The 23,407-nt window shown below is 59.7% G+C and carries 21 protein-coding genes and 1 pseudogene; 6 read left to right on the top strand and 16 right to left on the bottom strand.

Going from position 1 to position 23,407, the window contains the following annotated elements; all coding sequences use genetic code 11:
• Positions 1-3: 3 nt before the first annotated feature.
• The 3 genes from H4V96_RS01370 to H4V96_RS01360 all read right to left on the bottom strand — a co-directional run bounded on the left by H4V96_RS01370 (position 4) and on the right by H4V96_RS01360 (position 5,266).
• Positions 4-453: an HIT family protein gene (locus H4V96_RS01370; protein ID WP_010394604.1), complete on the bottom strand. Its 450-nt coding sequence runs from the start codon at positions 451-453 to the stop codon at positions 4-6.
• Positions 453-4,493, bottom strand: a complete 4,041-nt coding sequence (locus tag H4V96_RS01365) for a DUF3683 domain-containing protein (RefSeq protein ID WP_196856275.1) — start codon at positions 4,491-4,493, stop codon at positions 453-455. Before H4V96_RS01365 ends, H4V96_RS01370 begins: the two co-directional genes overlap by 1 nt.
• A gap of 281 nt (positions 4,494-4,774) precedes the next feature.
• Positions 4,775-5,266 carry a YqaA family protein gene (locus H4V96_RS01360; RefSeq protein WP_010394600.1) on the bottom strand — a complete coding sequence of 164 codons (492 nt, stop codon included), beginning with the start codon at positions 5,264-5,266 and terminating at the stop codon, positions 4,775-4,777.
• Between the two features lie 202 nt (positions 5,267-5,468).
• Here H4V96_RS01360 and ilvA point away from each other — a divergent pair, with 202 nt between their 5' ends.
• The 5 genes from ilvA (at position 5,469) to rapZ (ending at position 10,792) form a co-directional block, all read left to right on the top strand.
• A complete protein-coding gene (gene ilvA, locus H4V96_RS01355) occupies positions 5,469-7,007 on the top strand; it encodes a threonine ammonia-lyase, biosynthetic (RefSeq protein ID WP_196856276.1) in 1,539 nt (512 codons plus the stop codon).
• Positions 7,008-7,116: 109 nt separating this feature from the next.
• A complete protein-coding gene (gene queF, locus H4V96_RS01350; RefSeq protein WP_196856277.1) occupies positions 7,117-7,959 on the top strand; it encodes an NADPH-dependent 7-cyano-7-deazaguanine reductase QueF in 843 nt (280 codons plus the stop codon).
• 333 nt (positions 7,960-8,292) lie between these two features.
• Positions 8,293-8,775 (top strand): PTS sugar transporter subunit IIA, encoded by a 483-nt coding sequence (locus H4V96_RS01345; protein ID WP_010394591.1) that lies wholly within the window; start codon positions 8,293-8,295, stop codon positions 8,773-8,775.
• A gap of 36 nt (positions 8,776-8,811) precedes the next feature.
• On the top strand, positions 8,812-9,747 hold the full coding sequence (gene hprK / locus H4V96_RS01340; protein ID WP_034753337.1) for an HPr(Ser) kinase/phosphatase: 936 nt from the start codon (positions 8,812-8,814) through the stop codon (positions 9,745-9,747).
• 181 nt (positions 9,748-9,928) lie between these two features.
• Complete coding sequence (gene rapZ / locus H4V96_RS01335) at positions 9,929-10,792, top strand: RNase adapter RapZ (RefSeq protein WP_010394589.1); 864 nt, start codon at positions 9,929-9,931, stop codon at positions 10,790-10,792.
• A gap of 314 nt (positions 10,793-11,106) precedes the next feature.
• Here the strand turns inward: rapZ and raiA are convergent, their stop codons facing one another.
• The 7 genes from raiA to H4V96_RS01300 form a co-directional block, all read right to left on the bottom strand.
• A complete protein-coding gene (gene raiA, locus H4V96_RS01330) occupies positions 11,107-11,466 on the bottom strand; it encodes a ribosome-associated translation inhibitor RaiA (protein WP_010394587.1) in 360 nt (119 codons plus the stop codon).
• Between the two features lie 69 nt (positions 11,467-11,535).
• Positions 11,536-13,014: an RNA polymerase factor sigma-54 gene (locus H4V96_RS01325; RefSeq protein WP_196856278.1), complete on the bottom strand. Its 1,479-nt coding sequence runs from the start codon at positions 13,012-13,014 to the stop codon at positions 11,536-11,538.
• A gap of 4 nt (positions 13,015-13,018) precedes the next feature.
• Entirely contained in the window at positions 13,019-13,774 is a 756-nt protein-coding gene (gene lptB / locus H4V96_RS01320; RefSeq protein ID WP_010394583.1) for an LPS export ABC transporter ATP-binding protein, read from the bottom strand.
• On the bottom strand, positions 13,774-14,355 hold the full coding sequence (gene lptA, locus H4V96_RS01315) for a lipopolysaccharide transport periplasmic protein LptA (protein ID WP_010394581.1): 582 nt from the start codon (positions 14,353-14,355) through the stop codon (positions 13,774-13,776). Before lptA ends, lptB begins: the two co-directional genes overlap by 1 nt.
• Before the next feature lie 25 nt (positions 14,356-14,380).
• Positions 14,381-14,992, bottom strand: coding sequence for an LPS export ABC transporter periplasmic protein LptC (gene lptC / locus H4V96_RS01310; RefSeq protein WP_280720653.1), 612 nt, complete (start codon positions 14,990-14,992; stop codon positions 14,381-14,383).
• A 45-nt stretch (positions 14,993-15,037) separates the two neighbouring features.
• On the bottom strand, positions 15,038-15,571 hold the full coding sequence (locus tag H4V96_RS01305) for an HAD hydrolase family protein (protein WP_196856279.1): 534 nt from the start codon (positions 15,569-15,571) through the stop codon (positions 15,038-15,040).
• Positions 15,571-16,581, bottom strand: coding sequence for a KpsF/GutQ family sugar-phosphate isomerase (locus tag H4V96_RS01300; protein WP_196856280.1), 1,011 nt, complete (start codon positions 16,579-16,581; stop codon positions 15,571-15,573). The genes H4V96_RS01305 and H4V96_RS01300 overlap by 1 nt, the downstream gene beginning before the upstream one ends.
• Before the next feature lie 108 nt (positions 16,582-16,689).
• Here H4V96_RS01300 and H4V96_RS01295 point away from each other — a divergent pair, with 108 nt between their 5' ends.
• Complete coding sequence (locus tag H4V96_RS01295; protein WP_196856281.1) at positions 16,690-18,669, top strand: monovalent cation:proton antiporter family protein; 1,980 nt, start codon at positions 16,690-16,692, stop codon at positions 18,667-18,669.
• Between the two features lie 14 nt (positions 18,670-18,683).
• On the opposite strand, the gene H4V96_RS01290 is transcribed toward H4V96_RS01295, so the two are convergent.
• The 6 genes and pseudogenes from H4V96_RS01290 to H4V96_RS01265 all read right to left on the bottom strand — a co-directional run bounded on the left by H4V96_RS01290 (position 18,684) and on the right by H4V96_RS01265 (position 23,298).
• The gene (locus tag H4V96_RS01290) at positions 18,684-19,844 is read right to left on the bottom strand and encodes a DUF484 family protein (protein WP_196856282.1); all 1,161 of its coding nucleotides are present in this window, start codon (positions 19,842-19,844) and stop codon (positions 18,684-18,686) included.
• Positions 19,845-19,878: 34 nt separating this feature from the next.
• Complete coding sequence (locus tag H4V96_RS01285; RefSeq protein ID WP_196856283.1) at positions 19,879-20,730, bottom strand: MOSC N-terminal beta barrel domain-containing protein; 852 nt, start codon at positions 20,728-20,730, stop codon at positions 19,879-19,881.
• A gap of 127 nt (positions 20,731-20,857) precedes the next feature.
• On the bottom strand, positions 20,858-21,916 hold the full coding sequence (locus H4V96_RS01280; protein ID WP_128089222.1) for a type II asparaginase: 1,059 nt from the start codon (positions 21,914-21,916) through the stop codon (positions 20,858-20,860).
• Positions 21,917-22,069: 153 nt separating this feature from the next.
• Positions 22,070-22,465 (bottom strand): annotated as a pseudogene (locus H4V96_RS01275) (ATP-binding cassette domain-containing protein); the annotation flags it as partial.
• A 145-nt stretch (positions 22,466-22,610) separates the two neighbouring features.
• Complete coding sequence (locus tag H4V96_RS01270) at positions 22,611-22,733, bottom strand: hypothetical protein (protein WP_280720652.1); 123 nt, start codon at positions 22,731-22,733, stop codon at positions 22,611-22,613.
• Positions 22,734-22,737: 4 nt separating this feature from the next.
• Complete coding sequence (locus H4V96_RS01265; RefSeq protein WP_280720651.1) at positions 22,738-23,298, bottom strand: FecR domain-containing protein; 561 nt, start codon at positions 23,296-23,298, stop codon at positions 22,738-22,740.
• Positions 23,299-23,407 lie beyond the last annotated feature (109 nt).

Raw genomic sequence — 23,407 nt, 5'->3', positions numbered from 1 at the left:
ACTTTATGCGGATAAACGTTGAATGATGGCGGCATACAGTGCCGGCAACCGGGCGCGGCGCGCGGCCAGCACCTCGGGCGCCGTCTCGCGCTGGATCACCGCCCAGCTGGGATGAGGGAAATGCGCATCGTCGCGATAACGGGGAATCACGTGCCAGTGTACATGCGGCGTCATGTTGCCGAAACTGGCCACATTGACCTTTTCCGGCTGCATCACTTCACGCACGGCCAGCTCGACTTGCCACACGGCTTGCATGACATCATGGCGCTCGCCTGGCGTCAAATCCGTCATTTCCTTCACGTGTTGGTGCCAGATCACGCGGCAAAAGCCCGGATATGCAGGCTCATCGACGGCCACCACGGACAAGCATTCGCTACGCCACAGCAAGGTCTCCAAACCCTGCCCGTTGGCGTAGCCGTCCAGCAAGTTACACAGATCGCAACTGATGGACATCACACGAGCACCCGTTCGATGCCGCCGTCGTTGGCGCGTTTGACGTAATCGGGCATCCAGTTCTCTCCCAGCAAGTGCTTGGCGAGCTCGACGACGATGTAGTCGGCCGTCGTGCCCGAATCATCATTGTAGCGCGACAGGCCTTGCAGGCACGACGGGCAGCTGGTGAGGATTTTCACATCACCCGTGAAACCATCGCCGCGCAGCTTGTCGGCACCCTTGAGCATCTCTTCTTCCTTGCGGAAACGCACTTGCGTGGAAATATCGGGACGCGTGACGGCCAGGGAACCCGATTCGCCGCAGCAACGCTCATTCTTCTCGATCTTCACGTTGTCTACCGTGCTAATCAAGGAATTGATGGTCTTGCCCGATTCCTGCAACTTCATCGGATTGTGGCAAGGCTCGTGATACATATAGCGCGTGCCGTTGACGCCTTCGAGCTTGACGTTTTTCTCCAGCAAATACTCATGGATATCCATGATGCGGCAGCCAGGGAAAATCTTTTCAAATTGATACGTCGCCAGCTGGTCATAGCAAGTGCCGCACGAGACGAGTACCGTCTTGATATCGAGGTAATTGAGCGTATTGGCCATGCGGTGGAACAAGACGCGGTTGTCCGTCATCATCTTCTCGGCCTTGTCGAACTCACCTGCACCGCGCTGCGGATAACCGCAGCACAGGTAGCCAGGTGGCAAGACCGTCTGCACGCCCACTTCCCACAGCATCGCCTGCGTCGCCAGGCCCACTTGCGAAAACAATCGCTCCGAACCGCAACCGGGGAAGTAAAACACGGCTTCGGTATCGGCCGTGGTGGTCTTCGGATTGCGGATGATAGGAATGACTTTATCGTCCTCGATGTCGAGCAGCGCGCGCGCCGTTTTCTTCGGCAGGTTGCCCGGCATCTTTTTGTTAATGAAGTGGATCACCTGCGCCTTGACGGCCGGCTTGCCCGTCGATGGCGGCGGCGCCTTGGTTTGCTTCTTGGCAAATTTCTTCAACAAATCATGGCCCAGGCGCTGTGCCTTGTAACCCCAGCCAATCATGACCTTGCGCGTGGCATTGATGGTCACGGGATCGGTGGCGTTGAGGAACAGCATCGTCGCCTTGGTGCCCGGATTGAAGCTCTTCTTGTCCATCTTGCGCAGCAAGTTGCGCATGTTCATCGACACCTCACCGAAGTCGATGTTCACGGGGCAAGGCGTCACGCATTTATGGCAGACCGTACAGTGATCGGCCACGTCTTCAAACTCTTCCCAATGCTTGATGGAAATACCGCGCCGTGTCTGCTCTTCGTACAGGAAGGCTTCGATCAGCGATGAGGTCGCCAGAATTTTATCGCGCGGCGAATACAGCAAGTTGGCGCGCGGCACGTGAGTCGCGCACACGGGTTTGCACTTGCCACAGCGCAAGCAATCCTTGACGCTGTCGGCAATGGCGCCGATATCGCTTTGCTGCATGATCAGCGACTCGTGGCCCATCAGGCCGAACGATGGCGTGTAAGCATTGCGCAAATCGGCGCCCATGCCTGGCAAGTTCAGCAATTTGCCTTTGTTAAAACGGCCCTCCGGATCGATGCGCTGCTTGTAGCTGCGGAATTCACCGATTTCTTCTTCCGTCAAAAATTCCAGCTTGGTGATACCGATACCGTGTTCGCCGGAAATGACGCCATTGAGCGAGCGGGCCAAAATCATGATGCGGCCGACGGCTTCGTGGGCATCTTGCAGCATTTCGTAATTATCCGAGTTGACGGGTAAATTCGTGTGCACGTTGCCGTCGCCCGCATGCATGTGCAGCGCGACAAACACGCGCGAACGCAAGATGCGCGCATGAATCGCAGTCACCTCGTCAAGGATCAGCTTGAAGGCGGCGCCGTTGAAGATCTGGCGCAACTGGGCACGAATTTCTTGCTTCCAGGTAATGCGCACGGTGCGGTCCTGCACCACGTCGAACAGGCTGGCGCCCGGCTGCGTTTCCAGGCGCGCCTCGAACACGGGCAGCAAGCGCTCCAAGCCCAGTTCGGCCAGCTCGCCCTTCACGTCCACCAGCGGACGATCCAGCTGGGCCAGCAGATAGGTCCAGCGGCTGGTCACTTGGGCCAGCAACTGCCGTGCCTGCTCAGCGCGATCGCCCAGCATTTCAGCGTCGTCGATCCGCTCATCGGACGCATCGTCGCTCTTGCCCACTGGCAAATTACCCTTGGCAAAGAACTCGCTCAGGGCATCGGCCAGTTGCAACTTGTTCTTGATCGACAGTTCGATATTGATGCGTTCGATGCCATCCGTGTATTCGCCCATGCGATTGAGCGGAATCACGACGTCTTCATTAATCTTGAACGCGTTGGTGTGTTTGGCAATCGCCGCTGTGCGGGCGCGATCTAACCAGAATTTTTTGCGCGCTTCCGGGCTGACAGCGACAAAGCCTTCGCCCACGCGGGTGTTGGCGATGCGCACCACTTCCGACGCCGCTTGTGCGACAGCATTTTCATCATCGCCGACGATGTCGCCAAACAGGGCCATCTTCGGCAGCACGCCCCGCTTCGACTTGGTGGCGTAGCCGACGGCGCGCAGATAGCGCTCGTCCAGGTGTTCCAGGCCAGCCAGGCGAATGCTCGTGTATTGCTCGCCCTTGGCCGGCAAGCCATCGAGGTAATCCTTGATTTCCACGATCGACGGGATCGCGTCGCGCGCCTGGCCGAAGAATTCCAGGCAGACGGTACGGGCGAATTTCGGCATTTTATGCAAAATCCAGCGCGCCGACGTGATCAGGCCATCGCAGCCTTCTTTCTGGATGCCCGGCAAGCCAGAGAGGAATTTGTCCGTCACGTCCTTGCCCAGGCCCTCTTTACGGAACTTGCGGCCAGGAATTTCCAGGATTTCCGTCTTGAACGGCGCGTTTGGCTTGGCCGCGTCGCGCGTGCTCGGATGACGCCATTCCAGCTGGAAGCGTGCGAGGGCGATATCGTGGATCTTGCCCAGGTTATGCTCGAGACGCGTGACCTCGAGCCAGTCGCCGTTCGGGTCGACCATGCGCCACGAAGCCAGGTTGTCCAGCGCCGTGCCCCACAGCACGGCTTTCTTGCCGCCCGCATTCATGGCGACGTTGCCGCCGATGCAAGAAGCATGCGCCGAGGTCGGATCGACGGCAAACACGAAACCGGCTTTTTCCGCCGCTTCCGAGACCTTGTTCGTGATCACGCCCGCGCCCGAATTGATGGTCGCGTAGGCATGCGTCAGGCCCGGCAAGACCGTCATTTCCACGGCGCCCAGGGTGATCAGCTTTTCCGTGTTGATGACGGCCGACATTGGCGTCAGGGGAATCGCGCCGCCCGTGTAGCCGGTGCCGCCGCCGCGCGGGATGATGGTCAGCCCCAGCTCGATGCAGCCTTTGACCAGACCGGCCATTTCCTCTTCCGTGTCGGGCGTCAGCACGACGAAGGGGTATTCCACGCGCCAGTCGGTGGCATCCGTCACGTGCGACACGCGCGTCATGCCGTCGAAGCGCACATTGTGTTTTTCCGTGTAGCGGCCAAGTACCTTGACCGTGCGTTTGCGCAAGTCATAGGTGGTGCGAAATTCGGCGCCAAAGTCAGCCACGGCCTTGCTGGCCGCCTTCAACAGCAATTCCACGTTGGCGCTGCGCGCCTTGGCCATTGCCGGCGTTTCGCCGCCGGCGGCGACGTCGCCACCGGCAGCGTCGATGGACAGGCGGCGCTTGTCGACTTCGGCCAGGCGGTGATGCAAGGCATCGATCAAGCCCTGACGGCGCTTCGGGTTGTCGAGCAAGTCATCCTGTAGGTAAGGATTGCGGCGCACGACCCATATATCGCCCAGCACCTCGTACAGCATGCGGGCCGAACGGCCGGTCTGGCGGGCGCCGCGCAACTCGTCGAGCAAGCGCCAGGAATCCTCCCCCAACAGGCGTATGACGATCTCGCGATCGGAAAACGACGTGTAGTTATACGGGATTTCGCGCAGGCGGCTTGCTGCGGAACCATTGGGCGTTTCTGCCAGTAAAGCTTGGATGTGTGCGGGAGCGTTCATGGAGTGTGGTGACGGTTTGGACTGGACCCTAAAGGACCATTTTATCTTATTGCGCCGCAGCACGCGGGAACAGCCTTAGACCGCCTAAGGTTTAAGCACAGCATCGGGCGCCATAGCAAATATGGAAAAGTTTACTTTTACATGAATAAAAAACCAGTTTCCATGATTTTTTTACGTGAAAATGCCAAGAATCAGACTCGACCACAAACTATCACGCTGCCCAAATATAGGGCAAACAAGCGTTGCAACCACCACCATCGCCATCGCCATCGCCATCGCCATCATCCCAGCATTTGCCCGATGCGCTGCCATACGCCATCAGGCACGTATAACAGCAAAGCCGTCATGCTCAGATAGCGCGCGCACTTGCCGATGGCCATATAGGCCACGCTGGGCCAGAACGGCAGCTTGAGCCAGCCCGCCAGCGTGCACAGGGGGTCGCCCACGATGGGCAGCCAGGCCAGCAGCATGGTCTTGGCGCCATAGCGGGCCAGCCAGCGGAACCAGCGCGTGTCGCGCTCCTTGGCGAATGCCTGCTTGGCCCGGTAGCCGATCCAGTAGTCGACGATGCCGCCCAGGGTATTGCCCAGGGTGGCGACGCCGATGGCGGCCCAAAACAGCGCAGGATTGGCCTTGATGACGGCAAAGACGGCTGGCTCCGAGCCGAGCGGCAGCAAGGTGGCGGAAATAAAGCTGATCAGAAAGACCGATGTCAGCCCGACTTCCGGCGCTGCGATCAGCTGCAGCAGCCAGGCGATTGCGGATTCGATCATGGAACACTTCGCGATGCAGTAAGGCTCTCCATTATAATGAAGCGTAGCTTGCGCGCCGCACAATCGGTGCCAGGCAGCCAGGGCTCACCGGCCCCTAGTCTCATCAAGCATTATTTGTCGCCAGGCTATCCGCCGCCGCGCCACCGCTATCGACCGACACGCTCCAGACCCTTTCTGGCCCAGAATCACTTGCTAGCAGACTATGAACATCGACTACCTCAAGAAAATCCTGACCGCCCGCGTCTATGACGTCGCTACCGAAACGCCGCTGGAACTGGCCCCTGCGCTGTCGCAGCGTCTGAACAACCAGATTTACTTCAAACGCGAAGACATGCAAAGCGTGTTCAGCTTCAAGATTCGCGGCGCCTACAACAAGATGGCCCAGCTCAGCGATGCGGAACGCAAGCGCGGCGTCATTTGCGCCTCGGCAGGCAACCATGCCCAGGGCGTGGCCCTGTCGGCCGCGCGCATGGGTTGCCGCGCCGTCATCGTCATGCCAACCACCACGCCACCCGTCAAGATCGACGCCGTCAAGGCACGCGGCGGCGTGCATGTGGAAATCGTGCTGCACGGCGAATCCTATACGGATGCCTACAACCATGCGCTGACCCTGGAAAAGGAACAGAAGCTGACCTTTGTACACCCGTTCGACGATCCGGACGTGATCGCGGGCCAGGGCACGATAGGCATGGAAATCCTGCGCCAGCATTCCGGCCCCATCCATGCCATCTTCGTGGCCATCGGCGGCGGCGGCCTGATCGCCGGCGTGGCTGCCTACGTGAAACAGATTCGCCCCGACATCAAGATCATCGGCGTGCAAACGCTCGATTCGGATGCCATGGCGCGCTCGCTGAAAGCAGGCGAACGCGTCACCCTGCCCGACGTGGGACTGTTTTCAGACGGCACGGCCGTGCGCCTGGTAGGCGAGGAAACCTTCCGCCTGGCGCAGCAATATGTCGATGAAATCATCATCGTCGACACGGACGCCATCTGCGCCGCCATCAAGGATGTGTTTACGGATACGCGCTCCATCCTGGAACCGGCCGGCGCACTGGCCATCGCGGGCGCCAAGGCCTACGTGGAGCGGGCCAGCCTGAGCAAGCACCCCATCGTCAACCAGACGCTGGTGACTATTGCCTGCGGCGCCAACATGAATTTCGACCGCCTGCGCTTCGTCGCGGAACGTGCCGAGCTGGGCGAGTTCCGCGAAGCCGTGTTTGCCGTCACCATGCGCGAACAGCGCGGCAGCTTCAAACGCTTCTGCTCGCTCATCGGCGCGCGCAACGTGACGGAGTTTAACTACCGTATCAGTGACGAAAAAGCCGCGCACGTGTTCGTCGGCATCCAGATCGCCGACCGGTATGAATCCGGGGCGATGGCGAAGAAATTCGAAGAGCATGAATTCAAGACGCTGGACTTGACGCACGACGAACTGGCCAAGTCGCACATCCGCCATCTGGTGGGCGGCAAGAGCCGCCTGGCGCAAGATGAGCTGCTGTACCGCTTTGAATTTCCCGAACGCCCGGGCGCGCTGATGCGCTTCCTCGACAGCATGGCGCCGAACTGGAATATTTCTCTGTGTCATTACCGCAGCCAGGGCGGCGACGTCGGCCGCATCCTCGTGGGCTTGCAAGTGCCACCCGATGAGATGGGACAATTCGCCCGCTTCCTCGATACGCTCGGCTATCGTTATTGGGATGAAAGCAGCAATCCTGTGTATAAGCTGTTCCTCGGGCAATAAGCCCAACTGCAAATACTGGGGTCGTACCCTGCAGGGTACGACCCCAGTCGTCGCCGTTGGGTTGAAATAGGCTACCATGCGTCCTTGACTGAATTCACGCCACACGACCATGACCACCACCAACGACCTCGCCGCACTCTCGCCTCTGGGCAAAAGCTCCGCCTACCGCAGCCATTACGCGCCGGAATTGCTGTTTCCCATTGCGCGCCAGGGCAAGCGCGACGAGCTGGCACTACACGGCACACTGCCCTTCTTTGGTCTCGATATCTGGAATGCCTACGAACTGTCGTGGCTGAACCAGCGCGGCAAGCCGCAGGTGGCCATTGCCAAGGTCAGCGCGCCGGCCGATTCGCCGAACATCATCGAATCGAAATCGTTCAAGCTTTACCTGAACTCTTATAACCAGACCAAGCTGGACAGCCCGGAAGCCCTGCTGAGCTTGCTCAAGCAAGATTTATCGAACGGTTTTGGCGCGCCTGTGCAGGTGGAGCTGACGTTGCAGGAAGATTTCGGCAAGCTCAAAATGGGCGAATTCGATGGCGTTCTGCTCGACCGCCTGGACCTGGAAATCACGCAATACTCGCCTTCGCCGCAACTCTTGAAGGCCGCGCTGGATGCAGCACCGGTGGAAGAAAAACTGGTCTCGCACCTGTTGAAATCGAATTGCCTGGTGACCGGCCAACCAGACTGGGGCAGCGTACAGATCGAGTATGCAGGGCCGCAGATCGACCAGGAAAGCCTGCTGCGCTATCTGATTGGTTTTCGCGAACACAATGAATTTCACGAGCAATGCGTGGAGCGCATTTTTGTCGATATATTGCGCCAGTGCAAGCCGCAAAAACTCTCCGTCTATGCGCGCTATACGCGCCGCGGCGGACTCGATATCAATCCCTGGCGCAGCAACTACAGCACCGGCACCATGCCAGCCAATCTGCGCAATGCGCGACAGTAACACCGGGCCACAGCACAAAATCATGCCAACAGGAATGTTGGCTGTGTTTTAAAACAACGTAGCAGTCGTGCCACAGTGCATGCCAAAGACGCTGAAAAATTGGAAAATCGGCATTCGGCGGCGGAAAAACCTGTCCGCCGCGTGTTTTTAATCCAGAAATAGCCGATACACCATGGTGTTATTTTTTTACCAAAATGATGGCGGCATGGGCTGTCGCATACACTGCGCCCGCAACGGGCCTATACTGATGAGAATTGGCGTTACAGGCCGTGAAAACAGGCCTATAATTCGGCTCGCAAGCCCTCTGCGCATTGCACCATTTCATTGAGTGTCATGACTAATCTTAGCAAAATACTATCTCTCGAAAACGTCCTGCTGGACCTGGAAGTCTCCAGTAAAAAGCGCGCTTTCGAGCAAGCCGGGCTGATCTTCGAAAACAATTACGGCATCGCCCGCTCTACTGTTTCGGACAATCTGTTTGCCCGCGAACGGCTGGGCTCAACAGGCCTGGGCCATGGCGTGGCCGTGCCGCATGGCAGGGTCAAGGGTAGTAAAACCCTGAAAGCGCCACTCGGTGCTTTCGTGCGCCTGGCCGAACCGATTCCGTTCGAGTCGCCCGATGGTAAGCCCGTCAATCTGCTGTTTTTTCTGCTGATTCCCGATCATGTTACCCAGCAGCATCTGGAAATTTTGTCAGAAATTGCTGAAATGTTTTCCGACGATGCCTTCCGCACGGCACTGGCCACGGATCCAGATCCGAAATCGGTGCATGCGCGCATCGTCAATTGGCAACCCAGCCTGCAAGCGGCGGGTTAAACTTCAGGTATTCCTCCACTCCTGAAGAAGACTGCCATGTTGCAAACGCCACTGACGATACAACGCCTGTACGACGATAATCGTGAAAGTCTGCAACTGGGCTGGTTCGCCGGCTTTCCCGGCGGCGAACGCCTGATCTCGGGCGATGTCTCGTCGGCTGCCGACCAGGTGGGCCACTTGAACCTGATCCATCCGGGCCGCATCCAGGTCTTTGGTCATCAGGAAATCAATTACTATCAGCGCCTGAAGGTCAACACGCGCACCCACGTCATTGGCGAACTGATCGCTGGCGGTCCACCGGCGCTGATCATTGCGCAAGGCCTGGAAACGCCACCCGATATCCTCGCCATCTGCGACGAGCAAAACATTCCCCTGTTCTCGACCCCGCTGCCGGCCGCGCAAGTGATCGACTTCCTGCGCGTCTACCTGTCGAAAAAGCTGGCGCAGCGCATCATCATGCATGGCGTGTTCATGGACGTGCTGGGCGTGGGCGTGCTGATCACGGGCGACTCGGGCCTGGGCAAGAGCGAGCTGGGCCTGGAACTGATTTCGCGCAGCCACGGTCTGGTGGCCGATGACGCCGTGGAATTTTCGCGCATCGCGCCGAACATGATCGAAGGTCGCTGCCCACCGCTGCTGCAAAACCTGCTGGAAGTACGCGGCCTGGGCTTGCTCGATATCAAGGCCATCTTTGGCGAAACAGCCGTGCGCCGCAAGATGCGCTTGAAACTGATCGTACATCTGGTGCGCCGCAACGCGCTAGAAGAAGAAGTCGAGCGCCTGCCTTTCCTGTTCCCCACGGAAGACGTGCTCGGCTTGCCCGTGCGCAAGGTTGTCATCCCCGTCGCCGCCGGCCGCAACATCGCCGTGCTACTGGAAGCGGCCGTGCGCAATACCATCTTGCAACTGCGCGGCATCGATACCTTGCAAGAGTTCATGGAGCGGCAGAGATTGGCAATGAGTGGCGATTAACAAGGTCGGATTAGCGGGGCAAAGCCCCGCGTAATCCGACGACATTGTTGACGCCCAAGGTGGTGTCGGCTTACGCGCTTTGCGCTAAGCCGACCTACGAAATACACATATGACATTGCAATAATTTGTAAAGAGAGTTGCCTCGGGGGCGCCATGCCGATCTTTATTGTATGATCGGGTTATGCATATCGTCCTCATCACCGGAATATCCGGCTCCGGTAAATCCGTCGCACTCAATGTGCTGGAAGATACCGGCTACTACTGTGTCGACAACCTGCCACCGGCATTGCTGCCCAGCCTGGTGCAAACGCTGCTCGACGAAGGCGCATCACAACTGGCCGTCGCCGTCGATGCGCGCAGCGCAGAGTCGCTGACCAGCCTGCCGCACAATGTCACCCTGCTGCGCGACCAGGGGCACGACGTCAAGGTCATGTTCCTCACGGCTACCACGCATTCGCTGGTAGCGCGCTTCTCGGAAACGCGGCGCAGCCATCCGCTGTCGCACGAATTGCGTCCGAATCAGAATCCAGCCAGCCGCCGCACCCTGATCGAATGCATCTCTGAAGAGCGCGAACGCCTGTCTGCCATCGAACAGCTGGGCCATGTAATCGATACCTCAGAGCTGAGCGCCAACAAGTTACGCGCCTGGGTCAAGGATATCGTCGCCTCGGAACGCGCACCGCTGACCCTGTTCTTCGAATCCTTCGCCTTCAAGCTGGGCGTGCCGCTGGACGCCGATTTCGTCTTCGACGTGCGGGCCTTGCCCAATCCTTATTACGACCTGACGCTGCGCCCGCTCGACGGACGCGATGCGCCCGTGATCGCCTTCCTCGACGCACAGCCCAGCGCGCTGGAACTGCTGGCCGACATCCGCGCCTTCATCGAAAAATGGTTGCCATCCTTTAAGTCCGACAACCGCAGCTACCTGACCGTGGCACTCGGCTGTACAGGTGGCCAGCATCGCTCGGTGTACATGGCGGAACGGCTGGCACAGTATTTCAGCCCGAACGAGCGCGTCGTCTTGCGACATCGCGAACGTGGGTAAGACGCGCATAAAATCTGTTGCGCATCGGCGCAGGTAGCGGGCAACGTTCACTGCCTGGGCGGCGCAGTGCCAGGCGAAGTTGCGCTACTCCAACACCTTTTCCTGCCGCTCGCCATGCTGTGATCCGGTATTCTTAATGCAGATGCGAGCCAGCAGGCCCGCCAGGCAGGAAAGAAGTCAAAGTGCACACATTCTAGCGTCTTCGGACGGAACTTTGCGTTCCCATGATGGTAGCCCGACAAGGGCGACAGGCGCAAAAAAGGGCGCAATGTGCGCCCTTAGTTGATCACAACCGTTTGGAAGTCGCGGGCCGCTTAAGCGGCGGCGATTTCTTCGTCCGAGTTGTCTGGCAGATGCTTGATCGCCTCTTTACCGTGCCCTTGCACTTTGGTTTTGTACTTCATCACTTGCCTGTCCAGCTTGTCGATCAGCATATCGATTGCGGCATACAGGTCTTGCGCCAGGCTTTCCACATAGACGGTTTTGCCACTCATACGCAGGTTGACTTCGGCCTTTTGACGTTTTTCTTTCTCTTTGAGGTTATCCACGGTCAGTATCACGGCAATATCGATAACTTGATCGAAATGCCGTTTCACGCGCTCCAGCTTCGTTTGTACGTATTCACGGATGGCTGGTGTCACTTCGAGATGATGTCCGCTGATGGTGAGATTCATACACACTCCTAAAGATGATCGGGTTCGTGCGGTCCATCCTATCCGGCCCGCAGAGGAACCGAAAAAAACTTACAAACACTTACGCAGACTCACTGGCGGAATTTTCAACGCTTCCCGGTATTTGGCAACAGTACGTCGCGCAATCACCATGCCTTGCTCGCCCAGCATGTCCGCAATCTTACTGTCGGATAAAGGATTTTTAGGGTCTTCTGCTCCTGTCAGTTGCACGATCAATGCCCGTATCGCCGTCGATGATGCTTCGCCCCCCGCTTCGGTGGCGACGTGGCTACCAAAGAAATATTTCAACTCAAACATGCCATGCGGGGTCAGCATGTACTTTTGGGTTGTTACCCGCGAGATAGTACTCTCGTGTAATCCCAGTGTATCAGCTATTTCACGGAGTACAAGGGGACGCATGGCAACGGCCCCATGCGAAAAAAAGTTCTTTTGTCTTTCTACTATCGCCTGCGCCACGCGCAAGATCGTGTCGAAACGCTGGCGCATATTCTTGATCAGCCACTTGGCTTCCTGCAACTGTGCGCCCATGGCGCCCTCGCCCTTGCCCTGCTTGAGCAAGTTGGCGTACATGGCGTTCACGCGCAGGCGCGGCATGACGTCGTTGTTCAGGGTGACTTGCCAACCATTGCGCGCGCGCTTGACGACGACGTCGGGCACCACGTAATCGGACACGTCAGAGGCGAACACGGCGCCCGGATGCGGATTGCACTGGCGAATCACCGTCTGCGCTTCGCGCAAGTCTTCATCATCGCAATTGAGGGCTTTTTTCAACTTGTTGAAATCGCGCTGGGCAAACCAGGCCAGGTGCTTTTCCACGATCACCAGGGCCATGCGCCGCGTCACCATGGCGATGTGCGGCAAGCGCTTGATTTGCAGTGCCAGGCACTCCGACGCATTACGCGCACCCACGCCGGGCGGATCGAAACTTTGCAACAGCGACAAGGCCGTGCGCATCTCGTCGGCGTCGATTTCCAGCTCTTCCGGCAGGCGCGCCAGGATGTCGTCGAGCGATTCTTCCAGGTAGCCATTGTCATCGAGTGCATCGATGATCAGCTCAACGAGCGCGCGGTCGCGCAATTCGAGCACCGTCACGCGCATCTGCTCCATCAAGTGCTCGCGCAGGGTACAGTGATGGGCTTCGAGCTGCGGGCGGGAATCTTCGTCGTCGGGTGCCTTGCCCCGGTTCGCCTCGCTCCAGTCGCTGTCACCGGCGTCTCCAGCGGCAGGGCTGTCGCTGGCCTCGCCGTCAAAGGTTTCCGCTTCGACCGGCGCGGTGGGTGCCTCCTGGCTTGGAGGCTGCGGCGGCGCTTCGGCCGGCGCGGCCGTGGAACTCAAGGCGCCGTCGGACAGCAGGCGCAGCGAACGGTCGAGCGGATCGTCGAGGCGCTCGAGCAAAGGATTGTCCGTCAGCAGTTGCTCGAGCTCCTGGTGTAATTCCAGCGTAGACAATTGCAACAGGCGTATCGATTGCTGCAACTGCGGCGTCAGTGCCAAGTGCTGCGAAGTGCGCAGCTGCAATGATTGTTTCATTGGCTCACATGCGGAAGTGTTCGCCCAGATAGACCCGGCGTACCGACTCGTTCGCGATGATGTCGTCGGGGCGTCCCGACGCCAGTACCGAGCCCTGGTTGATGATGTAGGCACGGTCGCAGATACCCAGCGTCTCGCGCACATTATGATCGGTGATCAGGACGCCGATATTACGCTCCTTCAAGAAGCGCACGATACGCTGGATTTCGATCACGGCGATGGGGTCGACACCGGCGAACGGCTCGTCGAGCAGCACGAAACGCGGATCGGTAGCGAGCGCGCGGGCGATTTCCACGCGGCGCCGCTCACCGCCCGAGAGCGACAACGCCGGGTTCTCACGCAACTTTTCAATCTGCAAGTCCGCCAGCAATTTATCGAGGCGTTCCTCGATCTCGGCCTTCTTCAGGGGGCGGCCTTCGACGGTCTGGATTTCCAGCACGGCACGGATATTGTCTTCCACCGTCAGCTTGCGAAATACGGACGCTTCCTGCGGCAGATACGACAGGCCCATCTGCGCGCGGCGGTGTATCGGCAGGCGGGAAATGTCCACGCCGCTGATATCGATGCTGCCGCCATCCGATGGCACCAGGCCGACGATCATGTAGAACGAGGTGGTCTTGCCGGCACCGTTCGGCCCCAATAGCCCGACCACTTCGCCGCATTCGACTTGCAGCGAGACGTCGTGCACGACTTGCCGCTTGCCATAGGATTTTTGCAGCCCGCGAACGATCAGGGTACTGCCGCAACGTGTATTGTCCATTATTTCTTTCCTGGCGCAGGCGTCGCTGGCGCTTTCTCCGCCGCCGCTGCCTTGGTCTTTGGCTGGATCACCATGCGCACGCTGCCGCCATCCGGGGTGCTGGTGCCGCTGTTGGAATTTTCCATCGCAAATTCTTCCTTGCGGCTGTCATACGAGATGAAGGCGCCATTGGCCACATCGGTCGGCTTCTTGCCTTCCAGGCGCGTCACCTTGGCATTGGAAAACAGTTTCACTACTTCCGTCTTGTTGTCGTATTCCACGCGCTCAGCTTCGCCTTCGACCCACAGGTCGCCCGCGCCATCGCGCTTCTGGCGGAAGGTGGCCAGCTTGCCAGGATCAGCCCAGAAAGTAATGAACTGGTAGCCTTGCGGATCTTCCGTGATCAGGGCCCGGCCCGCCTTCATGATCAAGCTCCCCTTGACCAGCACGACGTCGCCCGTCAGGGTACGAACCTGCTTGACGTCATCGACGTGACCGCTACGTGCCGTGATGACGGCTTCCTTCTCGGAATCGGCCTTCTCGGCATGCGCTGCGCCCATGACGGCCAGGGAAAATAGGCTCAACAGCAAGATCTTCTTCATAATATGGTTTCCTTGTTTCATTCTGTCATTTTGGCGCTGCGGCCGGGCGCGGTTTCGGCGGCAGCACTATGCGCAGGGCATTGTGTACTTCCACCACGCCGGTGGCGTTATTGGCTCGCATGCCTACGCCATTGATGCGCGAGCTGCCCGTCAGGATGTCGACAGGCACGTCCGTTTCCATTCTTTCCTCATCCGGGAACACCGTCAGCGCTTCCGTCTCGATCCTCAGGTGCTGCGCCTTCGCACTGGCCACGCGATCGATCACGACATTGCGGTGCAGTTGCAGCCGGGTGTTGTCCTGGTCGATATGCGCCAGTTCCGCATGCATATTGAGCGGCGGCATGCCTGGCGACAGCTTGCGCACGAAAGGCTGGTCGATATCGGATGAATCGTCCAGCGGATAATGCGTGAGCTTGCTGCCCGACACGATATAGCTGGGCTTGCCCGTCAAGTCCATGCGCACCATGCTGAAATTGGTGATGAAATAGTCTGGCTCGTCCAGATGCTTGCTAGCCGAGATGTCTTGGGCATTCTTGTTCATCACCGCCAGCAGCCAAAAGCTGCCCAGCGCAAAGATGATGGCCCCCAGCAAGGTAAAAATCATGCGCCAGCGATGGGCGCCTCCTGGCTTACGCATAGGGTTTCACTCTTTCAAATATCACTGGCGGCGAGGCGATGCGCCTCACGCAAGGAACGGCGCCATGACGCGCGCGTAGTTATCCTGGGCACGCAGCAGGAATTCACAGATCTCGCGCACCGCGCCACGGCCGCCACCGGCCTGCGTCACATAGTGCGCCAGGCCCTGCACTTCGGGACGCCCGCCCGGCACGCTGACGGCAAAGCCCACGCGGCGCAGGATGGGCGCATCGATGACATCGTCGCCGATGTAGCCGCATTGCTCTTCAGTCAAGCCAGTCAGCGCCAGCAGTTCGCGAAACGGCGTCAGCTTGTCGTGACCGCCCTGGTGCACATGGGTAATGCCCAGGTCTTGCGCGCGGCGCGCCGTGATGGCCGAGCGGCGCGCGCTGATGATGGCCGTCTGCACGCCCGATTCCTGCAGCAGCTTGATGCCCAGGCCATCATACACATTAAACGTTTTCATCATCTCGCCATCGGGGCCGAAATGCAGGCTGCCGTCGGTGAGCACGCCATCGACGTCAAAGATCATCAGTTTGACTTTGGCCGCGCGCGCCAGGTTGCCAGCTACGCTGTCCATCAGATCACCTTCGCTTGCGTCAGATCATGGATATGCAGGGCGCCCACCAGCTTGGCGTCGGCATCGACGACCAGCATCTGGTTGATGCGGAACTGCTCCATCACGGCCACGGCGTCGACGGCCAGGCGTTCGGGCGCGATGCTGCGCGGCTGCGCATGCATGACGTCGCGGATCGCCACTTGCGTGAAATCCTGCACACGCTCGAACATGCGGCGCAAGTCGCCATCCGTAAACACGCCCACGGGGCGGTTATCCGCATCGACGATGGCCGTCATGCCCATGCCCTTCTTCGTCATCTCTTCCAGCGCCTGCAGCAAGGAAGCGTCGACGGCTACCTTGGGTACCCGTTCGCCGCTGCGCATCACGTCATGCACGTGCGTGAGCAGGCGACGGCCCAGGGCGCCGCCCGGATGCGAGCGGGCGAAATCGTCTTCCTTAAAGCCGCGCAAGTCCAGCAAGGCCACAGCGATCGCATCGCCCAGGGCCAGGGTCACGGTGGTGCTGGCAGTCGGTGCCAGATTTAGCGGACAGGCCTCTTTCTCAACAGAAATATCCAGGTGCACGTCGGCCAGCTGGGCAAGGCTGGAGTTCGGCTTGCCCGTCATGGAAATGAGCACGCCGCCCATGCGCTTGACGACAGGCATGATGGCCATCAGTTCGGTCGATTCGCCCGAGTACGATATGGCAATAAAAGCATCTTCCGAGGTGACCATGCCCAGGTCGCCATGGGCCGCTTCGGCCGGATGCACGAACATGGCTGGCGTGCCGGTGGAAGCGAGGGTGGCGGCAATCTTGCGCGCGATATGGCCGGACTTGCCGATGCCGGAGACGACGACACGTCCCTTGCATTGCAGCAACATCGCCACGGCACGGCCCACGCTATCGTCCGTGGCCAGGCGTTCACGCAGCGCAACGATGGCGTCGGACTCGATCTGCAAGGTAGTGCGGGCGAGCGCGACGGCACGCTCGGTGGTCGCTTGCATGTCAATTCGATCAAAAGCTTTCAGCATTGTTTTTTCATGGGTTACACTCATGCCCAAAGTATAAACGAATTAGGAAAGCAAAAAACTTGCCAGTCACAACAAACAACGATTTCCATTGACCGCACCGGGCAACCCATGTTTTCCTCCCTTGAACTGACCCTGATGTTACTTGGCAGCGCCGTGCTGGGCGTCGTCGCTTTCAGAATGCTGCATTTGCCGCCCATGCTGGGCTACCTGGCTGTCGGCATCGTCATCGGCCCCCACGCGCTGGGCTTGGCGGCGGAAAACGAGGCCAGCCACACACTGGCCGAATTCGGCGTTGTCTTCCTGATGTTTTCCATCGGACTCGAATTCTCGCTACCCAAATTTCTCGCCATGCGGCACATCGTTTTCGGGCTCGGCATGGCGCAGGTGGTCACCACCATCGTCGCCACCGTCATCTTCGGCTGGTTCGTCGGGCGCTACCTATCTGCCTATATTCACCTGAGCTGGCAAGCCGCCTTCGCCCTGGGCGGTGCGCTGGCCATGTCATCGACGGCCATCGTCTCGAAAATGCTCACGGAACGGCTGGAACTGGAAAGCGAACACGGCCGCAAGATCATCGGCATCTTGCTGTTCCAGGACTTGGCCGTGGTGCCCCTGCTGATCCTGATTCCCGCCCTCACACGCGATTCGGACAACTTGGCCGAAACCCTGGTTTGGGCCGGCGGCAAGGCCCTGGTCGTCCTCATTTTGCTCTTGTTCATCGGCCAGAAACTGGTGCGGGGCTGGCTGACCATCGTCGTCAAGCGCCGCTCGCAAGAATTGTTCATGCTCAACCTGCTGCTGATCACACTGGGCGCGGCATGGATCACGGAACGTGCCGGGCTGTCGCTGGCCCTGGGGGCTTTTGTTGCCGGCATGCTCATTTCCGAGACCGAATTCAAGCACCAGGTGGAAGAGGATATCAAGCCCTTCCGCGATGTGCTGCTGGGACTATTCTTCATTACCGTCGGCATGCTACTCAATATCCGCGTGGTTTTGGATAACTGGTGGCTAGTGTTGCTGCTGCTGTGCGGCCCGGTACTGCTGAAATTCGCCCTGATCGCGGGGCTGGCCCGCCTGTTCGGGTCCAGCAACGGCGTGGCCTTGCGCACGGGGCTGGGATTGGCGCAGGCGGGCGAGTTCGGCTTCGTGCTGCTGAACCTGGCCGGCGGCATCAAGCTGATGGACCCGTTCGTCGTGCAGGTCGTGCTGGCTTCCATGGTGCTGTCGATGCTGGTGGCCCCCTTCCTCATCGCCAAATCGGATGCCATCGTCATGAAACTGGCGGCCAACGACTGGATGATGCAGTCGCTGGCCCTGACGAAAATCGCCACGCGCACCATGGCCTCGCAAAAACACGTGCTGATCGCCGGCTTCGGGCGCAGCGGACAAAGCCTGGCCACCCTGCTGGCAGAGGAAAAGATTGAATACCACGCGCTGGACCTGGACCCCGAACGCGTGCAGGAAGCGCAGCTGGCGGGCGCCCATGTCTCGTATGGCGACGCGGGCCGCCGTGAAAGCCTGGTGGCGGCAGGCATCTACCGCGCCAGCGCCGTGGTGATCACCTATGCCAACACGCCCTCGGCACTGAAGTTACTGCATTTACTCAAAGAAATGGCGCCGACCTTGCCCGTCATCGTGCGCAGCCATGACGACACCGACATCGACCAGCTGAAAAGCGCGGGCGCGGCCGAAGTCGTACCGGAATTGATGGAAGGCAGCCTGATGCTCGCGTCACACGCGCTGATCACGATGGGCGTGCCCCTGCGCCGCGTGGTACACCGGGTGCAGGCAGCGCGCGAGGAGCGCTACGCCTCCTTGCGCGGCTATTTTCACGGCTCCAGCGACGCGGACGACGATGCCGAGCTCGAACGCCTGCATACGGTCACCGTCAGCGAAGGCGCGCACTGCGTGGGGTTGCCTTTGAGCACGATCGACGTAGCCAGCTGCGGCGCGTTTGTGACGGCCATCCGCCGCGGCCGCGGCCGCCTCGATGTCACCGAAGAAACGCAGCTGGCCGGCGGCGACGTGGTGGTGCTGCGTGGTAGCGCCGACGCCGTGGCCAAAGCCGAAACCTTGCTCTTGAAATAATCAGACGGTCTGCGTCAGCCGATCTGCGCCTGCCAACTGACGACCTTGTTGCGGCCGTCCGCCTTGGCCAGGTACAGGGCTTGGTCGGCGTGCGCCACCAGTTGTTGCGCCACCGTTTCGATGGCTGGCAGCACCGCGTCCGCCTCAAGGCTGGCCACGCCGATCGATACGCGGACCCAGGCTTGTGCGCCGCCCGGCAAGTCAAACATGGTGCCGGCGATGCTGGCGCGGATACGCTCGGCAACAAAGATCGCGCTGTCGAGATCAGCGTCGATCAGCAGCACGACGAATTCCTCGCCGCCGAAGCGGCCTAGCGCATCGGAGCGGCGCAATTCCGTGCGGATGCGCTGGGCCACTTCGCGCAGCACTTCATCGCCGCCCTGGTGGCCATAAGTGTCATTGACCCGTTTAAAATGGTCGATATCGATATACATGCATGAAATACAATAATTCTGTCGCCGCGCGCGCGCAATTTCTTCCAGCAACCGGCGGTCGATATAGCGCCGGTTGTAGACGCCCGTCAAGGAGTCGGTCAAGCCGATGTATTTCAGCATTTCATTGCTGATCACGTTTTCCAGGCAAATGGCGATAATGGAAGCCATGTGCTTGATAAAATCCGTGCCCAGCGCGGGCGTAAAGCGCGCCACGTCGCCGCTCGCCAGGTTCAGGCTGCCAATCAGGCGCTTGTTGCGCAGCAAAGGCACCAGTGCCACGCTGCGCAAAGGCGCGTCGATGCCAGGAAAGCGCGCGCCGTGCAAGGATGCATCAAACTGCCCCAAGAGGGGCAACGGCGGCAAGGCCGCTTCCCCCTCGGCCATGCGCGCTGGCTGGGTAAAGCCCAGTTCCGCCACGGCATGCACGAACAGCAACTGCGGGAAGGCGCTGAAATCGACGCCCAGCTTTTCCATCACCAGCAAGATATCGTCATCCTCGTCGAGCAGGCTCAAAGTGACGCCGTCGAGGTCGGAAATCACGGGCAAGGTGCGAAAGATGGTGCCGATCAGTTCGGGAAACGTGGACGAACCGACGATTTCCAGATCGAACGCCTGGTGGCGGCACATGATGTCGTGATTGCGTTCAACCTGTTCCAGCAGGAATGCCATGCGCGCGCGCAAGGCCTGGTTTTCGGCTTCGAGGCTGGCAATGCGCGAGTCCGGCGGTATTGCTTGATTCATAGAAACCTTAAACCCTTGTGTACGAGCGCCATGCTTAAAATGCCAGTGCGAAACCAATATCTTGCCCCACCACGATACGCTCGTCGCCGCCTTCGGTGACGATGGCGTTCATGCCGAAGCAGATGGCGCCGTCAAGCTCGGGCTTGGCGCGATAGCCATGCATGACGTCGAGCGGGTCCGGTCCGGGCACGCCCGTGGCCTGGTCCACCGACGGGATCGGGCAGCGCGAGCACGGCTTGACCGGGGTTAACACGGTGGCGCCAAATTGCAGGAACGCGGCGTAATCTTCCTCGAAGGCGCCGATGTCGCCGATGACCAGATTAGGGCGGAAACGGTTCATCGGTAACGCCTCGCGGCCGGCGGCGCGCAGCTTGTCGTTGACATCGGCGAGCGAGGCACTGCCGGCGATCAGCACCGGATAGCCATCGGCAAACATGGTCGAGGCGGCAATGCCATTCGTCCATTCCGTGCTGGTGGCGCGCACCACGTCAGGATGAAAGCGCACCAGGCGGCAGGGCACGCCGACGGCCTTGGAAAACCAGGTGGCCGTGACCTCGTCGCAATCATAGGCGCGCACGGTATCGTCCCATACCTGTACGTCCAGCATGGGTGCCAGTTGCGGATGCGGCAAGCCCAACGCGATTTCCAGGCGCAACATGCCCGGCGCGCGCAATTCCAGCGTGGTAGCCTTGATGGACGGCACGATCAGCGCCATGCACGGATGTTCGCGCTGGGTCAGGAAGCGGCCCTGCAGGTCCACCACCATCCATTCGCGATCAAACACGTGCTCGCTCATCAGCCCGGAATGCGTCAGCACTGCCTCCTGCAAGTGGATGCCGGCGCACGATTTGATCGGATACAAGATGATGTCGGACAGGATAGCCATGGACAGGGGACAAGGAACAGTGTTGCTGCTTCTGCCTGGAAGTTATTCAGAAACGCAGTATGGCAGCAAAGCGGGCATGCGTAAATCGGCCAACTCAGCCAATAAGGCTGAGTTGGCATAGCAGTGATCAATACGTGTAGAAAATACGCTGGATTTCTTGCGTGCTATTCGTTTTGGTCATGGCCAGCATCAGCAGGATGCGGGCTTTTTGCGGATTCAGGGTGTCGGAGACGACACTATCGAGTTCATCGTCGTTGGCTTCGCCATTGCGCGCCACGATACCCTGGCCAACGCGGCTAGAACGCACGATCAGCACGCCCTTCTGGCGTGCTTCCACCAAGGCCGGCTTCATTTGCGCGGCCACGCTGCCGTCGCCCACGCCCGCGTGGATGATGCCCTTGGCGCCAGCGGCAATGAAGGCGTCCATGCCGATACGGTTCATATTGGCGTAGCCATACACAATATCGACTTGCGGCAGGGCATCGAGCTTGCTGATGTCAAATTCCGTTTCCAGCGTGTGCTTGCGCGTCGACTGGCGGTAAAAAAAGGCCTTGCTGCCCTGGATATAGCCAAGCATGCCCAGCTCCGGCGACTTGAAGGTGTCGGTCGTCGACGTATTCATTTTGCTGACTTCGCGCGCCGCGTTGATCTGGTCGTTCAAGGCCACCAGCACACCCTTGCCCACGGCTTCCTTGCTGCCAGCGAGCATCACGGCGTTGTACAAGTTGATCGGGCCGTCTGCCGAGATGGCAGTCGACGGACGCATGGCGCCCACCACCACCACCGGTTTATGGCTTTTCACGGTCAGGTTCAGGAAATATGCCGTTTCCTCGATGGTATCCGTGCCGTGCGTCACGACGACGCCATCGACATCGTTCGACGCCAGCAGCACGTTGATGCGCTTGGCCAGGGTCAGCCAGTGTTCATTGCCCATGCTTTCACTGGCGATCTGAAACACTTGCTCGCCTTTGACATGCGCCACTTTCTTCAATTCCGGCACGGCCGCGATCAGGCGCTCGACGCCCACGGTGGCCGAGGTGTAGCCCACGGTGGTGGTGCTGTCGGCGCCGCTGCCGGCGATGGTGCCGCCCGTGGCCAGGATCACCACATTCGGCAATTTGACGACCGCTTGCTGCGCGCGCGCGGGGGACGCGGCAATAAAGCCCACCAGAAAGGTCGCCAGCATCAGCTGTGCACAAGAATGGAATTTGCGTGAAAACATAGTGCTCCCGGAAAGTGTAGGGTCAAAAATAACAAAGTCGTGTACAAATTATATGTCATCAATGCCGCACAAATCCCCAATTCACGCGTTCCGCGCAAAGGTGTGTGCGCAAGGTAGCTGGCGTTCACCGCCGGACAGGCACGCGCCACCCTCGCCGACCCGGGTATCGAGCCCCTGCGGCAAGCGGGAGATGATTTCGGCCACGCCCGCCTGGCGCGCCACGTCCAGCACTTCGGCATCGGTCGCATCCGGCTTACCGATGCGAATGTTATCCCAGATGCTGCCCTAGAACAGATAACTGTCCTGGAAGATCTGACTGATCTGGCCGGCCAATTGCTCGCTGAACATATCGCGCACATCGACGCCACCCACCAACGGCGCGCCTACGCTGGCGTCAAAGAAACGCGCAATCAGATGTATCAGGGTGGTCTTGCCGGAGCCGGAAGCGCCGATCAGCACCGTCATGCTGCCCGCTGCAATCTGCAGATTGATACCCGTCAATACGTCGGGCTGGTCCTCTGTGCATAGCGAAAATCCACGCCGCGCAACTTGAAATAGGAAAAATGGAAAAAACATGCATAAGTTTGATGGATAAGAGCGGCTCTCACCCTCTATCCCGAACGAGATGAAAAAACCTTCAATCAGGGCCGCAAAATTCTTAGACAGCGCCCTGGACGATGGCTTGCACCGTCACCCAGTAGCGCGTGCGGGCAACGATCTGCACGGGCAAGGCCAGCGCCAGATTATGCAGCGCACGGTCCGCGTCGCGCAAGGAAAACACGCCGTTAACGGGTCAGGCTGGCCACGGCCGAGTCGCAGCGCAGCAGGCCGGGACGATAGCGGGCCAGTTCCGCAAGCAGGTAGTCAAGGCGCATGTTATCGGCCACCAGCACACCCTGCTCCCAGTCCATCGCGCCGGCCGGCACGGGGGCGGCCGATTGCACGATGTGCGCCGAGAAGATGGCACTGTAGCCGGTGGCTATGCGCACGGCATGAGCGGGCGTATGCGCGAGGCGTATCTCGACTGCCCCCTCGAAGACGGCCACGCGCGTAGCATGTTCATCTTGCCGTAAAGTAAAACGCGTGCCTGGCGCCTGCACCGTGCCGTCGCGGCCCTGCACGCGGAAAGGCCGCTGCGCCGAGTCAGGATCGTGCGCCGTGGCGACGAGAATTTCGCCACGTCGCAAGACCAGCAAACGCTCGCTAGCGTCGAAGCGCACATCGATGGCAGTAGCGGAAGCGAGCATCACGCGCGTACCGTCAGGCAAGGTCATCTTGCGGATCTCGCCCGTGCCGGTGCTATGGCCTGCGCTGGCCACTTGCCAGGTATCCGTAGCGCGCAGCATGTACGCCATGCCACCCACGGGCAGCAGCACAGCTAGCAGCTTCAGGGCACGGCGACGGTTCAGGTAGATGGCCGGCGCCGGTTCGCGCAGCGCGTGCCGGGCAGCATCG

Source organism: Janthinobacterium sp. CG_23.4 (genome assembly GCF_029892305.1).
Lineage (GTDB): Bacteria > Pseudomonadota > Gammaproteobacteria > Burkholderiales > Burkholderiaceae_D > Janthinobacterium > Janthinobacterium lividum_D.
This window is presented reverse-complemented; position numbering and strand designations above follow the sequence as displayed.

Coding starts and splice junctions, on each gene's coding strand:
- H4V96_RS01280 (WP_128089222.1), bottom strand. CDS start 21,916: ATGCTGGCGACCTTTCTGGTGGGCTTTATTGCCGCGTCCCCCGCGCGC.
- H4V96_RS01360 (WP_010394600.1), bottom strand. CDS start 5,266: ATGATCGAATCCGCAATCGCCTGGCTGCTGCAGCTGATCGCAGCGCCG.
- queF (WP_196856277.1), top strand. CDS start 7,117: ATGACCACCACCAACGACCTCGCCGCACTCTCGCCTCTGGGCAAAAGC.
- lptC (WP_280720653.1), bottom strand. CDS start 14,992: ATGCGTAAGCCAGGAGGCGCCCATCGCTGGCGCATGATTTTTACCTTG.
- lptA (WP_010394581.1), bottom strand. CDS start 14,355: ATGAAGAAGATCTTGCTGTTGAGCCTATTTTCCCTGGCCGTCATGGGC.
- H4V96_RS01285 (WP_196856283.1), bottom strand. CDS start 20,730: ATGGCTATCCTGTCCGACATCATCTTGTATCCGATCAAATCGTGCGCC.
- hprK (WP_034753337.1), top strand. CDS start 8,812: ATGTTGCAAACGCCACTGACGATACAACGCCTGTACGACGATAATCGT.
- H4V96_RS01370 (WP_010394604.1), bottom strand. CDS start 453: ATGTCCATCAGTTGCGATCTGTGTAACTTGCTGGACGGCTACGCCAAC.
- H4V96_RS01305 (WP_196856279.1), bottom strand. CDS start 15,571: ATGGACAGCGTAGCTGGCAACCTGGCGCGCGCGGCCAAAGTCAAACTG.
- H4V96_RS01365 (WP_196856275.1), bottom strand. CDS start 4,493: ATGAACGCTCCCGCACACATCCAAGCTTTACTGGCAGAAACGCCCAAT.
- H4V96_RS01300 (WP_196856280.1), bottom strand. CDS start 16,581: ATGCTGAAAGCTTTTGATCGAATTGACATGCAAGCGACCACCGAGCGT.
- raiA (WP_010394587.1), bottom strand. CDS start 11,466: ATGAATCTCACCATCAGCGGACATCATCTCGAAGTGACACCAGCCATC.
- rapZ (WP_010394589.1), top strand. CDS start 9,929: ATGCATATCGTCCTCATCACCGGAATATCCGGCTCCGGTAAATCCGTC.
- H4V96_RS01325 (WP_196856278.1), bottom strand. CDS start 13,014: ATGAAACAATCATTGCAGCTGCGCACTTCGCAGCACTTGGCACTGACG.
- H4V96_RS01290 (WP_196856282.1), bottom strand. CDS start 19,844: ATGAATCAAGCAATACCGCCGGACTCGCGCATTGCCAGCCTCGAAGCC.
- H4V96_RS01345 (WP_010394591.1), top strand. CDS start 8,293: ATGACTAATCTTAGCAAAATACTATCTCTCGAAAACGTCCTGCTGGAC.
- lptB (WP_010394583.1), bottom strand. CDS start 13,774: ATGGACAATACACGTTGCGGCAGTACCCTGATCGTTCGCGGGCTGCAA.
- H4V96_RS01295 (WP_196856281.1), top strand. CDS start 16,690: ATGTTTTCCTCCCTTGAACTGACCCTGATGTTACTTGGCAGCGCCGTG.
- H4V96_RS01265 (WP_280720651.1), bottom strand. CDS start 23,298: ATGCTGCGCGCTACGGATACCTGGCAAGTGGCCAGCGCAGGCCATAGC.
- ilvA (WP_196856276.1), top strand. CDS start 5,469: ATGAACATCGACTACCTCAAGAAAATCCTGACCGCCCGCGTCTATGAC.